The sequence below is a fragment of the Hymenobacter piscis genome (assembly GCF_018760735.1).
Lineage (GTDB): Bacteria > Bacteroidota > Bacteroidia > Cytophagales > Hymenobacteraceae > Hymenobacter > Hymenobacter piscis.
Map to the genome: position 1 here is coordinate 1 of NZ_JAHHZN010000016.1, position 15,135 is coordinate 15,135.

Genomic DNA, 15,135 nt, shown 5'->3' on the forward strand with positions numbered 1-15,135 from the left:
GCGTCTGCGCCCACACCTGCGCCTCGCCAAAACCGGTAGAAATGCTCATGCCCGCAAGCTACCCACCGGCCACAAAAAAAGCGCTGACCCACTGGTCAGCGCTTTCTGAGTTTTGGGTAAGGACAAGGCAGAACCGGGGCTTCAGGGTAGGGGGCAGCCAAGCAGCCGGACTGCTAGAAAGGCAGTTGATCCAGCTCGGGTTCCTGGCGGAACGTGACGGGGGCTTCGGCAGACGTTTCCGCGGCGGGTGCCCCCTGAGGGCCACTTCCGGGCCGGTGACCGAGCAGGGAGAGTTCCTCGGCAATAATTTCGGTTACGTAGCGGGTCTGGTTCTCCTTGTCCTGGTATTGGCGGGTGCGGATGCGGCCCTCCACGTATACCTGCTGGCCCTTGCGCAGGTATTTCTCGGCCAGCTCGGCCAGGCCGCGCCAGGCGGCAATGTTATGCCACTCGGTGCGCTCCACGCGGGTGCCCTGCTTGTCCTTATAATACTCGTTGGTGGCAATGGTGAAGTTGGCCACCGAGTTACCGCCTTCCAGGTGTCGCACTTCCGGGTCCTTGCCTAAGTGGCCAATCAGAATAACTTTGTTGACGCTTGCCATGGGGTTTATAATGAAGGGGTTGAAGAAAGTGGTGAGAAATAAATCAACTGAATAAAGATAACTCCTAATATTCTGATTGCCAAAGAAATTAGGTAATTAAATTCCTGAATTGCTAATATAGTTGGTAATGAGAATCGATTTAGGCAGCTCCTCTATTTCCCGGCTGTCATAAGGCTGCAGGTCCGCCGCCCCGGCGGCGGCCGGCAGAGGCTCGGCCAGCCACACGGTGTGGAAGCGCGCCTCCACCTTTTGGTGGCTCAGCACGTGGCGTAGGGCCGCTACGGGTTCTTCGGCCCGGTCAGTGGCCAGGCGGCCGCCCAGCGCCTCCACCGCCGCCAGCAGGGCCGGGGCCGTCAGTTCCATCGAGTCGGTTTCTTGTAAGGCGAAGTCGTAAAGTCCTTCCCAGATGTCCTTGGGGCCGCGCTTGCGCAGGTACACCGTATCGGCGTGGCGCAACACCAGGTAGTGGAAGTAGCGGGTGCGGGCGGCCTTGGCCTTGCTTTTCACCGGCAACTCCTGCACCAAGCCGCGCTGGAACGCAAAGCACTGCGGCTGCAGCGGGCAGAACAGGCAGTCGGGCTTGAGCGGCGTGCACTGCAGAGCCCCGAATTCCATAATGGCCTGGTTGAACTCGGCCGGGTGGTCGGCCGGAATCAGCTCGTCGGCCAGCTGCTGGAATACTTTACGGCTGGCGGGCGCAGCAATATCCTGGCTGAGCCCAAACACCCGGGCCAGCACCCGGAACACGTTGCCATCGAGCACGGCCACCCGCTCATCGTAGGCAAAGGAGGCAATGGCCGCCGCCGTGTACTGGCCCACGCCCCGCAGCTTCAGCAGCTCCTGGTAAGAGCCCGGAAACCGGCCGCCGTATTCCGCTACCACCTGCTGGGCGGTGTGGTGCATGTTACGGGCCCGGGAGTAGTAGCCCAGGCCCTGCCAGTGGCGCAGCACTTCGTCCGGCGGGGCCGCGGCCAGGTCCTGCACGGTGGGGTAGGTGGAGCTGAAATCCTGGTAGTAGGGGAGACCCTGTTTCACGCGGGTCTGTTGCAGAATTACCTCCGAGAGCCAGATCAGATACGGGTCGCGGGTGTGGCGCCAGGGCAAGTCACGGCGGTGGCGTGGGTACCATTCTCGGAGGGCGGCCGCGAACCATGTGGTAGAAAGTGGTGTTGCGGCAGAAGTAAAGGAATCGGGCAAGGCTTTGAGAAAGAATAAGTTGGATGCAACCGGGACGCAGAAACGGATTGCAGGAAAACGGTTTGTAAAACCAAAAAAGCAGGCTACCTTTGTGCCCCTCAAAACGTAGGCAAACTCTTACCGGGCAAGTGCTTACGTTTCGAGGGAGGCACCCGGTGCCAGCACTTTTTTTTCACTCCCCAGTACACCTACCAGCGTGACTAAAGCAGAAGTAATTGCCGAAATTGCCGATAAAACCGGCATCGAGAAAGCCGACGTTTCGGCTACCGTAGAAGCCTTCTTCAAAGTTGTAAAAGACTCGATGGCTGACGGCAACAACATTTACGTGCGTGGCTTTGGCTCCTTCGTAAACAAGAAGCGCGCGAAAAAAGTAGCCCGCAACATCTCGAAAAACACGTCGATTATCATCGACGAGCACTTCATCCCGAGCTTCAAACCGTCGAAGACGTTCATCGGGAAAATCAAGAACAGCAAGAAAATCAAAGAACTGGCGGCCTAAACGGCCCCTGTTGTACTATTGCCGGCTGAGCCGCCGGGAATTCCTCTTCGGAAACCCCGGCGGCCGGTCTTTTTCCTCCCCCTGCCGATGGCTGTTACCACGTCTTCTTCCAAGCACCAATTGCTGATTCTGGCCCTAGCGGTTGCGCTGGTGGCCGGTTTGTTTTTGTTGCCGAAGGTGATTGTCAAGCCCAAGGAGGGTAAAGGAATGCTGGCCCAGGACGCCGCCCGCACGGCCAACCGCGACAATGGCGCGGCGACGCCCGCGGTAGGGGAACTGGATGAGCATGGCCACCCGGCCGGTAGCCACGAGGGTGCCACCGCTGAAAAGCCCCACATGACGCTGCCTCCGGCCCAACGCCGGGAAATCAGTGCGCTGGTGGCCAAGTTCGGCGCGGAAACCGACCAGACCGCCAAGCTGCGGCTGGCCCAGCAGCTGGCCGAGAAGTACAAGGCCGTGGAGCGCTTCGACAGCGCCGGGTATTACCTGGAGCAGATTGCCCTGGTGCGCCCGGGCGAGCAAACGTGGAAGCGGGCCGCCGACGAGTACTACGAGGCTTTCAGCTTCGCTACCACCGAGGAGCGGCAGAAGCTGCTGGGGGCCAAGTGTCAGGAGCTGTACGGGAAGGTGTTGAAGAACAACCCCGACAACCTCGACGCCAAGACCAACCTCGGCATGGCGTACATGGCCAGCACCAATCCGGTGCAGGGCATTACGTTGCTGCGCGAAGTGCTGGCCGCCGACCCCCGCAACGAAAAAGCCCTGTATAACCTTGGTTTACTGGCTATTCAGAGCGGACAGTACGACAAAGCCGCCGACCGTTTCCGGCAACTGACGGAAGTCAATGCTGAAAACCTCAACGGACAGTTCTATCTTGGCGTTTCGTTAGCCAAAACCGGCGCGAAAGAGGAGGCCCGTAAAGCCTTCCTCAAAGCCAAGAGCATCAGCCCCGATCCGGCCCTGGCCGCTTCGGTGGACGAAGAGCTGAAAAAACTCCAGTAGCTGAGTTGTCAGTTTTTGGTTGTTAGTTGTCAGACCTTAGAAGCCTGACAACTGACAACCAAAAACTGACAACCGAACCAAAACATCATTCAACCCCTTAACCCACATCAACATGCCTTGCGGTAAAAAAAGAAAGCGTCATAAGATTGCCACGCACAAGCGGAAGAAGCGTCTGCGCAAGAACCGTCACAAGAAGAAGTAAGCCCCGGCGGGGTTTGCTGGCGGTGGTTTTCCTGCGGGAAACCGGCCGTCTATCTCTCACTTAGGTTCTCTGAGAGTGGTCAGAAACATGCTTTCCCCGTGGCTTGAAAGGGAAGCCGGCGCCGTGTGCGCTGGCTTCCCTTTGCGGGTTTCGGGGCCGGGCGGTTGCTGGGGCCACGCTTGCCGGGAGTCTATCTTAACCGCTTAATCCATTGAGTAACGAATTAATCATTAATTCTACTCAGGACGGAGAACGGATTGCCCTGCTACAGGACAAGCGGCTCATCGAATATCATTTCGACCGCAACGACACCGCCTACTCGGTGGGTGACATCTTCCTGGGCACGGTCAAGAAAGTTATGCCCGGTCTGAACGCCGCGTTCATCGACATCGGGTATCAAAAAGACGCCTTTTTGCACTACGGCGACCTGGGGGAGAATTTCCCTTCCCTGGTGAAGTGGGGCAGAGGCGTTCAATCGCAGAAAATTACCGTCGGCCCCCTGAAAACCTTCCAGTTTGACGGGACGCTCGATAAAGTCGGCAAAATCGACGCCACGCTCAAGAAGAGCCAGCAGCTGCTGGTGCAGATTGTGAAGGAGCCGATTTCCACCAAGGGCCCGCGCCTGTCCACGGATATTTCCATGGCCGGCCGCTACTTGGTGCTGGTGCCGTTTTCGAATACCATCAGCGTATCCAAAAAAATTGTCAGCCGCACGGAGCGGGACCGTCTTAAGCGGCTCATCGCCTCCATCAAGCCCGAGAATTTTGGCGTGATTATCCGCACCGTGGCCGAGGGCCGCGAGGTGGCTGAGCTCGACCGGGATATGCAGAACATGGTGGAAAAGTGGAACACGCTGTTTCAGAACCTGAAGGCGGGCAAGCCCAACGACAAGATTCTGGGCGAGCTGGGCCGCACTTCTTCCATGTTGCGCGACATGCTCAACGAGTCGTTCGATGCCATCACCGTGGACTCGCCGGCTATGTACGAGGAGATGCGCAGCTACCTCCAGCAGATTGCGCCCGACAAGCTCGGCCTGCTGAAGCTGCACACCGGCAAGGTGAAAATCTTCGAGCACTACGGCATTGAAAAGCAGCTCAAAACGTTGTTTGGCAAGGCCGTAACTGTGCCCGGCGGCGGGTACCTCGTCATTGAGCACACGGAGGCCCTGCACGTCATCGACGTGAACTCCGGCAACAAGAGCAATCAGGAAGGCGACCAGGAGGCCACGGCCCTGCACGTGAACCTCGCGGCCGCCAAGGAAGTAGCCCGCCAGCTCCGGCTGCGCGACATGGGCGGCATCATCGTCGTCGATTTCATTGACATGAAGTCGGGCGAGAGCCGCAAGAAGGTAGAAGACGCCGTGCACAGCATCATGAAACATGATAAGGCCCGGTACACGATTCTGCCCATCACCAAGTTTGGCCTGCTTCAGATTACCCGGCAGCGCGTGCGGCCGGCCGAAGCCATTGTCACCGGCGAGGTATGCCCCACCTGCGGCGGTACGGGCAAGATTTCGGCTTCCATCCTCGTGACGGACGAAATCGACAACAGCATTGACGACCTGCTGGTAGCTCAAAACCAGTCGGGCATTACGCTTTCGGTGCATCCTTTCCTGCACGCCTACTACACCAAAGGGTTGGTAAGCCGGCAGATGAAATGGTACCTGAAGTATTACAAGTGGGTAAAGGTGATGAAGGACACCAGTCTGGGCCTCACCGAATACCGCATCGAGGACGAGCACGGCGAGGAAATCGAGCTGCACTCGGCCGCCGCGGCCATGAGCCGGTTGCAGGACCGGGAAATTGAAATACTTGACTGACGGATTTTTTCTGCGAGAAAACTCCCCTGAATAGAAGAAAAGCCCGCGCTGCTGCTAGCAACGCGGGCTTTTTCGTGGTACCTGAGGCCGACCGAGGGTTAGAACTTAATGCCCAGATCCAGCGCAAACTCACTGTTTTTGAGTTCGGCATCCTGGATGCCCCGGCTGTCTTCGAAGTACTTATCGATATTGAGCAGGCCGCGGTGGTAGCTCAGGCCGGCAATCATGCGCGTGCTCTGGCCCAGCTGGTACTCTACGCCGGCGCCCAGGCGCAGGTTGGCTTCGGGAATGATGGCGTGCTTGAGAGCTTTGGAACGCTCGCCCGAGAGGGGGTCAGTGTAGTACTTGTCGCCGTCGATGCGGCCGGCAATGCTGCCGCCCAGGGCGCCGCCCAGCTGGAAGTACACCTTCGTATCGGTGGCCACATCGTTGGTAAACAGCTTTACCGTGATGGGCACCTGCAGGTACTGAAGCCCGATTTTCTGCTCGTAGCGCTTCTGGTTACGGCTGTCGAAGTAGCTCACGTTGCCGCCCCGGCCCACCAGCTCCAGCCCGGTGCTGAAGGCGTAGTTCTGACCGAAGAAGTAATCTACTATGATGCCGCCGCCAAGGCTGAGCTTGGCGTTTTCGGCTTTCAGCTCGTCGCCATTAGGGGAGGCGGCGCGCAGGTTGGTAACGGAAGGGGAAATCTTGAGGCCGATTTCGACCTGGGCGGAGGCTGCCCCGAGGGTGGCACCGCTGAAAAGGAGAACAAGCAGAGCTTTTTTCATGGCAGCTGAAAATTTGTAAGGCCAGTAAACACGAAGCCCGGCCGCAGGCCGTTGGGATTTGGCTAATTTTGTTCCAAAGATAGAAGCGAGATGCACATTCCTGCCCGTTTGCGTACCCTGATGCTGAGTGCTGCCGCCGCCCTGGGGCTGGCAGCCTGCTCCAAAAGCTCCGAAACCTGCGAGATGGACCCGGCCGTGGCCCAAGTGGAAGCACCGGTGCGCTTGGAGCGCCTGGAGAAATCCTTCTTCCAGATCCGGACCACCGCCGACGCCGACCGGTTCCTGCGGGAGCACAGCCTGTTTGCGCGCCAGTTCCTGCAAAGCGGCCAGTACCCGGCTGGGGTGCTGAGCGCCACGCTGACGCGCCTGGCCACGAATGAGGGGCTGCAAAAGCTCGGGGCCCAGGCTGACACCACCTTCACGGCCGCCGGTCTGGAGCAGCAGCTCCATCCCATGTTCCAGTACCTGCGCTACTACTTCCCCGATTTCAAGGTGCCGCCCGTCAAAACTTTTGTGAGTGGCCTGAGTCAGGACCTCTTCGTTAACGACAGCCTACTGGTTATTAGTACCGACTATTTCGTAGGCCCCCAGGCCGTGTACCAGCCCAACGTGCCGGCCTACATTCAGCGCCGCTACACCCGGGAGCACGTGCTGCCTACGGTGGCTTTGGCCATCAGCAGTAAGTATAACCAGAAGCAGCTCACTAACCAGACGATGCTCAGCGAAATGGTGCAGTTCGGCAAGGCCCTTTACTTCGCCGAAAAAATCCTGCCCTGCACCGCCGATTCGCTGCTTATGGGCTACACCGACAAGGAAATGGCGGGCGTGTACTTCAACGAGGGCAAAATCTGGGCGCACTTCCTCGAGAAGAATTTGCTCTATAATACGGCCCCGTTTACCATTCAGAAATATATTGGGGAGCGGCCCAACATCCCGGAAATCGATAAGACCTGCCCCGGCCGGGTGGGCGCCTGGATGGGGTGGCAGATTGTGCGCAAGTACATGGCCGAGCACCCGGAAATAACCCTGAAGCAGCTCATGGCCGAAAAAGATGCCCAGCGCATCCTCAACGGTTCCCGCTACCGTCCTAAAGTAAACCGGGGGAAAGTTTAAGTAAGAAGTAAGAAGCAAGAAGCAAGAAGTGCAGCTGAAGGCCTGATTAGCTACCGGTTAGGAAGTGAGGGTAAGATTGTGCCGCTTGGTTTCGCCAAAGCAATTCCTAATTGAAAAACGCATGCACATTGCCGTCTTCAGCCAGTATCACACCAACCCCGATTGCCCGGCCACCAGTCGGCACTACTCGTTGTTGGCGCAGCTGGCCCGGACGCACCGCATCACACTGATTACTACCCGCACCTGGGAGCCGCAGCGCCTGACGCAGGAGTTTGCCTGGGTGCCGCCGGGCGTGGAGCTACGGGCCGCCGATATTGCCTACGAGAACCGCATGGGCGTAGCCCGGCGGGCCTTATCATTCGGGCAGTACGCGGCCTACGCCCTACGCGAAGGGCTGCGCATCGATAAGCCCGACGTTATCTGGGGCATCAGTACGCCGCTCACCGCGGCCTGGGCGGCCGCTCAGGTGGCCCGGTGGCGACGGGTACCCTGGGTATTCGAGGTGCAGGATCTGTGGCCTTCCTTCCCGATTGCCATGGGTGCCGTGCCCAGCCGTCTGGCCCGGCAGGAACTTTACCGCCTCGAAGGCCGGCTCTACCAGCAGGCTCATTCCATCCTCACCCTCTCGCCCGACATGACAGACTACGTGCGGCAGGTGGGACAGGGGCAGCGCTGGCCTTTCGCGCCGCAGAAAGTGCACACCACCCTCAACGGCACCGATTTTGACCTGGCCGAACGGGCTACCAATGAGGCCGTGGCCGCCCTGAGCCGGGAGCAGGAACTGGACGGCAGGCAGGTGGTGCTGTACGCGGGTACTTTCGGGCGGGCCAATGCCATTCCCCTGCTGCTGGCCGCCGCCGCCACGCTGACCATCACCAATCCCGCAGTAGTATGGGTATTCATGGGCCACGGCTTCTACGCCGACGAGCTTCTGGCCGCCGCCCGGGAGCACGCCTACATTCGGGTGGTGCCGCCCCAGCCCCGGCACGCGGTATTCACCTGGTTCCGGTTGGCGGAAGTGTCCGTGGTGTCGTTTCTGGGGCTGCCCGTGCTGGATACCAATTCTCCGGCCAAGTTTTACGATAGTCTGGCCGTGGGCACTCCGGTTATTGTAACCAACCCGGGCTGGACCCGCGAACTGGTGGAGCAACACGGCTGCGGCTGGTACGCCCCCGCCGATGACCCGCCCGGACTGGCCCGGCGCCTGGGAGAACTGCTGGACGAGCCGGCGCAGCTGCGCCAGGCCGGCGAGCGGGGCCGGGTGGTGGCCCGGGGGCAGTTCGACCGCCAGCAGATTGGTGTTGCGGTGCAGCAGTTGCTGGAACAGGCCGCTGGAGCAAAGCACTGATATTATAAACCCCCTATAACTACTTATAGACTATGTTGTGCCTCACGCCTTTGATTTTGCGGCTGTACGAGCCGTAGAGGGCTTTTTTGCCGGTGTCGTCATCTCTTTGCTGACTACGTCGGCGTAGTACTTGCACCAACCCGTGAGCGGGCATTGGGCGCATTTGGGCTGGCGGGCCAGGCAAATATAGCGGCCGTGCAAAATCAGCCAATGATGGGCCTTGGGAATGAGTTCCTCCGGAATATGGGCCACCAGACCCTTCTCCACGGCCAGCGGGGTAGTAGCCGTTTTCAATACCAGGCCCAGCCGGTGCGACACGCGGAACACGTGGGTATCCACGGCCATGGCGGGCTGGTTATAGATGACCGATACTACCACGTTGGCCGTTTTGCGGCCCACGCCCGGCAGGCGCTGCAACTCCTCAATGGTGCTGGGCACCTCGCCTCCGAAATCCTGGACCAGCAGCCGGCCCAGCCCCACCAAGTGCTTGGCCTTGTTGTTGGGGTAGGAGATGCTACGAATAAACGGGAAGATATCCTCGGCCGAAGCCGCCGCCAGGTGGGCCGGGGTCGGGTACTGCTGGAGCAGGGCGGGGGTCACCAGATTCACGCGCTTGTCGGTGCACTGGGCGCTGAGCACCACGGCCACAATCAGCTCGTAGGGGTTGGCATAGGTCAGCTCCGTTTCGGGCTCGGGGAAGTTGGTGGTGAAGTAGTCAATAAACAGACGAAACCGCTCGGCTTTACGCATCGGGGGGAGGGTAAAAATGAGAAAGCGGGTCACCGGGCACTGGGCACAAAAACGCCGCGCCCCGAAGGTACCACTTAGGGCACTTCGGGGCGCGGCTTTTGGCCGGATTAAGCGCTATTCCTTACGCAGGAAGGAACGGGAATATTGCAGAATGGTCTCGGTGGACTGGGCGCTGGGTGCGCGGCGCAGGCCATCGAGGGCGCGTTGGGCCAGCAGCAGGTCGGCGCAGGAGGCCGCCAGGTCGGCGTCGTGGAGCAGGGCCTGTTCCACCTCCTGCTGCTCCTTAGCTGGCAATTCGTTGTACACGTACCGAAGTAGTGTCTCCTGGGTAAAGATTTTGATCATAGAAAACGGGTTGTGCGGTCATTTTCTTCCGCAGGTTAATCAGCGCATAACGCATCCGTCCCAGCGCCGTGTTAATGCTGACCCCCGTGGCATCCGCAATTTCCTGAAAGCTCATGTCGCCGTAATGGCGCATGATCAGGACTTCCTTCTGCGCGGCGGGCAGTTCCTGAATCAGTTCCCGAAGCCGCGCGTGGGATTCCTCCCGAGTCAGCGCGTCATCGGCCCCCTCTTCTGCCAACGACAACGAAGTAAAGGGGTGAGTTGTTGTATCGACGGTCATGACCGGGCTGCGTTTTTCGCGCCGGAAGCAGTCGATGGCCATATTGTGGGCAATACGGCAGATCCAGGAGGAAAACTTTCCTTCCTCATTGTAGCGCCCGCTCTTGAGCGTGTGAATGGCTTTGATGAAGGTGTCCTGCAACAGGTCCTCGGCCACGTCCGCGTCGCGGACAATCAACTGAATAGTAGTAAATACGCGGGCTTTGTGCCGCTCAAGCAACTGAGCGAAGGCACTTTCCTGGCCAGCAATATAGAGGGAGATGAGCGCGGAATCGCTCGGCTGCATGGTTTCCATAAAGACTACGAAAAATTAGGGGACGTAGAGCTTTAGGCCATAGAGTGCAGTTATCGGAGAAAGCCGAAATCGTGAAGGAAAGAGGAAGAATCCGCGGAAATCAAATGTAGAAAACCGCCGGACCATTCACAACGACTGTTGAGCAGAAATGACAAAATTTTTTCCTGCTTCCCCGGAAACATGCTATTCGACCGATATTATGGGATTTGCTGGATGGCGCCTGAGAAGTTATCAGGCCTACTCCTGGCCCGGAACGCGGGCAGCAAAAACCATGCTTCAGGGGCGAAGCTGTTGCGTGAGTTGCTCAATCTGGGTATCCAGCGCAGGGTTAGGGGCCTTGCCGGCCGCCAGGGCCGTAGCCCGCTCATTGACCAGGGTGCTTAACTGCTGTAATTGGGCCAGCCGCTGGGTGGTACTGGCCAGCAGCGGCACCAGCGCCGCCACATTGGCCACCGCGGGTGTTTCGATAACGACGGTGCTGCCGCCAGTGACCTGCTCGTCGTGGCGCTCAATGGCAGCGGGCGTCATCATATCGTCCTTGTAGAGCACCACGTCGCCCTGATTGTTGATGGCCTTGCCGTTCTCCAGCAGCTGGCGGATGCCACTTTTGCTGACCATGATACCATCGGGCCGCAGGGTAAGACCGTTGTCGAAGCGCAGGGGCACCGTGAGCGGGAACTGCTGACCAGCCTGCAGGCGGTACACCTTGCCATTGCGGCGGAAAGCACCGTCCTTGAGCTGAGCGGGGGCGGGGGCGGCACTGGTCTGGGCCAGGGCAGTGGCTTCGGTGGCGAGCAACACGGCAGCCAGCAGCAGCAGGCGGGGGAAAGTGGAAAACTGGGCCATAAAAGGTAGGAATTCAGTGGAGAAAAGGTCCCCCCGGGCGTCAGTAGCACGTTTAGGTGTCGGACTGATGGGGAAAAGGGCCAGCCTGGGCAGTCCGCCGACTCAAGTATACAGCTTCTGCCGACTACACGCCGGTTGAGAAGCTATACGGGCGAAGTCGGGCGGCAGGTTGAGCCGACCAGAGTACGTTGGATGGCGGGGGCCTAACTTTGGGTAGCCGTTGGTTTTCCGGCCCGTTGCCTTATGTCAGTACCCGCCGCCGATTCAGCCCGGCACGACCCTTACGCCGCGCTGCGGATTCCGGATTTCCGCCGCTACATTTCGGCCCGGATTTGCCTGACCCTGGCCACCCGCATTCAGGGCCTGGTTATCGGCTGGCAGATCTTCAAGCTCACCAACGACCCGCTGGCCCTGGGTCTGATCGGGCTGGCCGAAGCCGTGCCCAGCATCGGCGTCTCGCTCTACGCCGGGCACCTGGCCGATTCCGTGAAGCGCAAGAACATCATTGTGGCCACCGTGGCCAGCCTGCTGCTGTGCGCCGTGGTGCTGGCGCTGCTGGCCACGCCCGCGGGGCTGCAGCTGCTCACCCGTGACGCGCTATCGACGCTGCCGCTGTACGCCGTAATATTTGTGAGTGGCATTGCCCGCGGCTTTCTGGGGCCGGCCGCGTTTTCGTTCATGCCCCAGCTGCTGCCCGACCGGGAGAACCTGGCCAATGCCATTACCTGGAACAGCACCACCTGGCAGGCTGCCTCGGTGCTGGGGCCCGCCATTGGCGGCTACCTGATTGCGCACCTGGGCGTGGGCAACGCCTACGCCGTGGCGGCCGGGCTGCTGGGCCTGGCGCTGCTGCAGTTCGCGGGCGTGGCCTCCCGGCCGTTGCCGGTAACGGAAGAAGTCCGGCCGGATCTGAAAACCAGCGTGCTGAGCGGCATCCGGTTTATCTGGAGCAACCAGCTGATTCTGGCGGCCCTCTCACTGGATCTGTTCGCGGTGCTGTTCGGGGGAGCCGTGGCGCTGCTGCCCATCTTCGCGGCCGATATTCTGAAAGTGGGGGCTACCGGTTTCGGGCATCTGGAAGCTGCCCCGGCCGTGGGCTCGGTGCTGATGGCCGTAATGCTGACCTACTTTCCGCTGCGCCGGCACGCCGGCCGCAAGCTGCTGTGGGCGGTGGCCGGTTTCGGCGCGGCCACCATTTGCTTTGCTTTGTCGAGCAACTTCTGGCTCTCGCTGTTCCTGCTGTTCCTGACGGGCGTGTTCGACTCCGTGTCGGTTATTGTGCGCTCCACGCTGCTGCACACTTTCACGCCCGAGCACATGAAGGGCCGGGTGTCGGCGGTGAACAACATCTTCATCGGCTCCTCCAACGAAATCGGCTCCTTCGAGTCGGGCACGATGGCACGGTTGCTGGGCGTGGTGCCTTCCGTCATTTTCGGGGGTACGATGACGCTGGTCGTGGTGGCCCTCACCGCCCTGCGCGCCGATAAACTGCGCCACCTGGATATGACCCCGGAAAAGAAAAGCGCGGCGTAAAGGGCCGGCAGAAGCGGGTACCAGACTACGCCCGGAGGCGCGGGCTGCGTCGTCAGGAAAAGGGCCACCCCAGCTCCTGCCTGCCCTCTGACCCTAGCGCTGCGGGCAGATAGGATCCGGCTTGATTTCCAGAATTTTATCGACCAGCAGGCCGGCCTCCGCGGAGCCGGCGGCGGCTTGCACGGTAGCCGAAACGCGCAGAAACACCGGCTGGCCATCATTACGACGGATGGCGGCGTATTGGCGGGCCAGCTCGGCGTCCAGGCTGCCAGTTGTCAGCGTGTAGCGGGTATCGGTGCCGCACTCGGTAAAGGCCGCGCCGGAGTACAGGCCGGTAAACTCCCGACGGGTGCCCGCCTCGTTCAGGTCGCCATCGGAGCGGTAGCGCAACGTGTAGCCCTGCGCGCCGCCGGGCATGGGTTTGCCGGTCGCATCAAGCAGCTGCAGCGTGTTCTCGGCGGCCACCTGGTAGCTGCGGCCGGGCGCATTACCGCTGGGAGCCAGCGTGAGCACCTGCCCGCGCACCCGCCAGGGGCCGCGCTGATACACGGCCGGATCGGGCCGACCCAGGTACTGCTCCTGTAATACATAGAGGCTGTCGGGCTTGAGCGTGAGGCGGGTGGCGATGCCTTGGCAGTCGTTGCAGGGTACGGTATCAGCGTACACGCCGGCCAGCGGGCGGGCGGCGGCCCCGCTTTCGGGTTCGGCGGCGGAATTTTCGGGGCCGGTGCCGTAGGGTTGTTCGCGGCCCTGGCAGGCGGCCAGCAGGAGTAGGACAGAAGCGGCGGGAAGCAAGCGAGGCATATACACGTCGGGTTTAGCAGAAAAGAAAGGAACCGGGTACTGCTACGTAGCGCTGCGGCCCTGGTTGGTTGTAGGCGCCGCCGCTGGTCAAACTTCCTTGCCAAATTCGCCGGCGTGCTGCTACCTGCCACCCGGCCCGGCTCAGGCGCCGCCCCGGATGCGCGGAAGGCCATAAAAAAAGCAGCGCCACCCCTCGGGCGGCGCTGCTCCAGCGGGCCGGAGGCTGGTGAATCAGCGGCTGGCCTGGGTTGATTTCAGGGACTTTTTCAGGGATTGGCCCGAGGGTTTGGGCGCGGCCTCCGCCTGGGTGCCGCCCGTTGTCGGCAGGGGCGCCGGCCGTTCCGTATTCGCAAAAATCCATTCCCGCACCACATCCAGGGTTTTGGGCGAGAAGGTGGGCTGCTGCTCGCCATCCACCAAGGGCCAGTCCTTCATCTCGGGCTGAAACCAGTGGTTGACGCCGGCCAGGCGCGTGGTCGTGACCTTGGCATTTTTCAGCCCCTTCTTGAGGGGGGCAATGTTCTGACGGGCGTCCACCTGCAAATCGTGGGAGCCGCCCAGCAGCAGCACCGGGCACTTCACCTCGGGCAGGGCCCGGGTGGGGTCGAAGTCGAGGAAATAGCGCGACCAGGGGGAGGTGAGCTGCACGGCCCGGGCGCGGGCCATGTGCGGGTCCATATCGGTGTTGTTGAAGCGCAGGGTGGCGGCCACCTTGCCCCGGGCCTGGTTGTCGTTGGGCGTCTGGCGGATGATGCGGATCATCTCCTGGTTCATTTCCAGGGCCGCCTTCACCTGGGCCGGGTTGGAGCCAATCAGCCGCATGATTTCCAGCTGCTGGCGCTGAATCACGTCGCGGCCCGGTACGCCGTAGCCGGCCAACGACACCACAAAGGCCGGGGTGGCCGGCTGCTGCTGGGCGGCGGCCAGCAGGGCCACGTTGGCCCCCTCGCCGTGGCCGAGCAACCCAATGTAGCGCTGGTCGATAAGCGTACGGGCCCGCAGGAACACCATGGCCGCCTGGGCATCACTCACCAAATCGACGGTGGTGGCCGTCAGGTTATTACCCTGCGACTTGCCCACGCCCCGGTCGTCGAAGCGCAGTACGGCAATGCCGCGGCGGGTGAGGTGGTCGGCCAGGGAGCCGAACATGCGGTAGTCCTGCTGCTCCACGTCGCGGCTGTGCGGGCCGTTGTCGGAGAGCAGCACCACGGCCGGGAAAGGGCCCGGGCCGGCCGGCGTGGTCAGCGTGCCCACGAGGCGGATATCGGCCTGATGGTTCGTAAACATCACCTCCTGCTCGCGGTAAGGCGGCGTGAGGCGGGGCTTGCTGGCCACCACGTTTTTGGGTGCTTCGAGCCGGGAGAGCGTAAGCGGGGCCGACAGGCCGGGTTGCGTCCAGGTGCCCTGGAAGACGGTGCCCCCGGGCTTGATTTTGCCCACGAAGCGGCTACCGGCCTGCTCGATGCTGATGGTGATATCGGTGCCCTTCACCTGCACTTCGGCGGGCATGCGGCTGATGCGCTGCTGGGGCGCGTCGAGGGCGGCGTAGTAGGTGCCGTTGGAGAGGGGCACGATGGTGATGATGAGCTTGAGCTGCCCGCCGGGAACCTTCAGCGGCCCGGCCCATTGACCATTCAGAACGGGGCCGCTGCCGGCCGCCATCACACCTCCGGGTAGCCAGCATACGACTCCCAGAATGAGAAGTAGAGCGAGTAGGAGTTTCTTCATATA

General features: G+C 61.0%; 15 protein-coding genes. 6 read left to right on the plus strand and 9 right to left on the minus strand.

Annotated features, from left to right (window positions below; genetic code table 11):
• Positions 1-173: 173 nt before the first annotated feature.
• Together KLP40_RS15370 and mutY are read right to left on the minus strand one after the other, a co-directional pair.
• The gene (locus tag KLP40_RS15370) at positions 174-602 is read right to left on the minus strand and encodes a single-stranded DNA-binding protein (RefSeq protein ID WP_215594728.1); all 429 of its coding nucleotides are present in this window, start codon (positions 600-602) and stop codon (positions 174-176) included.
• 96 nt (positions 603-698) lie between these two features.
• The gene (gene mutY / locus KLP40_RS15375) at positions 699-1,706 is read right to left on the minus strand and encodes an A/G-specific adenine glycosylase (RefSeq protein WP_246558902.1); all 1,008 of its coding nucleotides are present in this window, start codon (positions 1,704-1,706) and stop codon (positions 699-701) included.
• 289 nt (positions 1,707-1,995) lie between these two features.
• Here mutY and KLP40_RS15380 point away from each other — a divergent pair, with 289 nt between their 5' ends.
• From KLP40_RS15380 to KLP40_RS15390, 3 genes are all read left to right on the plus strand, one after another.
• On the plus strand, positions 1,996-2,298 hold the full coding sequence (locus KLP40_RS15380; protein WP_044000827.1) for an HU family DNA-binding protein: 303 nt from the start codon (positions 1,996-1,998) through the stop codon (positions 2,296-2,298).
• An 87-nt stretch (positions 2,299-2,385) separates the two neighbouring features.
• On the plus strand, positions 2,386-3,300 hold the full coding sequence (locus KLP40_RS15385; RefSeq protein ID WP_246558904.1) for a tetratricopeptide repeat protein: 915 nt from the start codon (positions 2,386-2,388) through the stop codon (positions 3,298-3,300).
• A gap of 413 nt (positions 3,301-3,713) precedes the next feature.
• The gene (locus tag KLP40_RS15390) at positions 3,714-5,321 is read left to right on the plus strand and encodes an Rne/Rng family ribonuclease (RefSeq protein WP_215594730.1); all 1,608 of its coding nucleotides are present in this window, start codon (positions 3,714-3,716) and stop codon (positions 5,319-5,321) included.
• 98 nt (positions 5,322-5,419) lie between these two features.
• Here the strand turns inward: KLP40_RS15390 and KLP40_RS15395 are convergent, their stop codons facing one another.
• Positions 5,420-6,091 (minus strand): porin family protein, encoded by a 672-nt coding sequence (locus tag KLP40_RS15395; RefSeq protein WP_215594731.1) that lies wholly within the window; start codon positions 6,089-6,091, stop codon positions 5,420-5,422.
• A gap of 120 nt (positions 6,092-6,211) precedes the next feature.
• Between KLP40_RS15395 and gldB the strand changes: the two genes are divergently transcribed.
• Together gldB and KLP40_RS15405 are read left to right on the plus strand one after the other, a co-directional pair.
• Positions 6,212-7,204, plus strand: a complete 993-nt coding sequence (gene gldB / locus KLP40_RS15400; protein ID WP_449555714.1) for a gliding motility lipoprotein GldB — start codon at positions 6,212-6,214, stop codon at positions 7,202-7,204.
• Between the two features lie 121 nt (positions 7,205-7,325).
• Positions 7,326-8,552, plus strand: coding sequence for a glycosyltransferase family 4 protein (locus KLP40_RS15405; RefSeq protein ID WP_215594733.1), 1,227 nt, complete (start codon positions 7,326-7,328; stop codon positions 8,550-8,552).
• Positions 8,553-8,594: 42 nt separating this feature from the next.
• On the opposite strand, the gene nth is transcribed toward KLP40_RS15405, so the two are convergent.
• The 4 genes from nth to KLP40_RS15425 all read right to left on the minus strand — a co-directional run bounded on the left by nth (position 8,595) and on the right by KLP40_RS15425 (position 11,067).
• Positions 8,595-9,302 carry an endonuclease III gene (gene nth / locus KLP40_RS15410; protein WP_215594734.1) on the minus strand — a complete coding sequence of 236 codons (708 nt, stop codon included), beginning with the start codon at positions 9,300-9,302 and terminating at the stop codon, positions 8,595-8,597.
• Positions 9,303-9,416: 114 nt separating this feature from the next.
• Positions 9,417-9,608 carry a hypothetical protein gene (locus KLP40_RS15415; protein ID WP_317196781.1) on the minus strand — a complete coding sequence of 64 codons (192 nt, stop codon included), beginning with the start codon at positions 9,606-9,608 and terminating at the stop codon, positions 9,417-9,419.
• The gene (locus tag KLP40_RS15420; RefSeq protein WP_215594736.1) at positions 9,586-10,221 is read right to left on the minus strand and encodes an RNA polymerase sigma factor; all 636 of its coding nucleotides are present in this window, start codon (positions 10,219-10,221) and stop codon (positions 9,586-9,588) included. Before KLP40_RS15420 ends, KLP40_RS15415 begins: the two co-directional genes overlap by 23 nt.
• A gap of 276 nt (positions 10,222-10,497) precedes the next feature.
• Entirely contained in the window at positions 10,498-11,067 is a 570-nt protein-coding gene (locus KLP40_RS15425; RefSeq protein ID WP_215594737.1) for a DUF6799 domain-containing protein, read from the minus strand.
• A gap of 243 nt (positions 11,068-11,310) precedes the next feature.
• Between KLP40_RS15425 and KLP40_RS15430 the strand changes: the two genes are divergently transcribed.
• The gene (locus tag KLP40_RS15430) at positions 11,311-12,600 is read left to right on the plus strand and encodes an MFS transporter (protein WP_215594738.1); all 1,290 of its coding nucleotides are present in this window, start codon (positions 11,311-11,313) and stop codon (positions 12,598-12,600) included.
• Positions 12,601-12,693: 93 nt separating this feature from the next.
• On the opposite strand, the gene KLP40_RS15435 is transcribed toward KLP40_RS15430, so the two are convergent.
• Together KLP40_RS15435 and KLP40_RS15440 are read right to left on the minus strand one after the other, a co-directional pair.
• Positions 12,694-13,404, minus strand: coding sequence for a copper resistance protein NlpE (locus KLP40_RS15435; protein ID WP_215594739.1), 711 nt, complete (start codon positions 13,402-13,404; stop codon positions 12,694-12,696).
• A 231-nt stretch (positions 13,405-13,635) separates the two neighbouring features.
• Positions 13,636-15,132, minus strand: coding sequence for an alpha/beta hydrolase family protein (locus KLP40_RS15440; protein WP_215594740.1), 1,497 nt, complete (start codon positions 15,130-15,132; stop codon positions 13,636-13,638).
• Between the last annotated feature and the right edge of the window lie 3 nt (positions 15,133-15,135).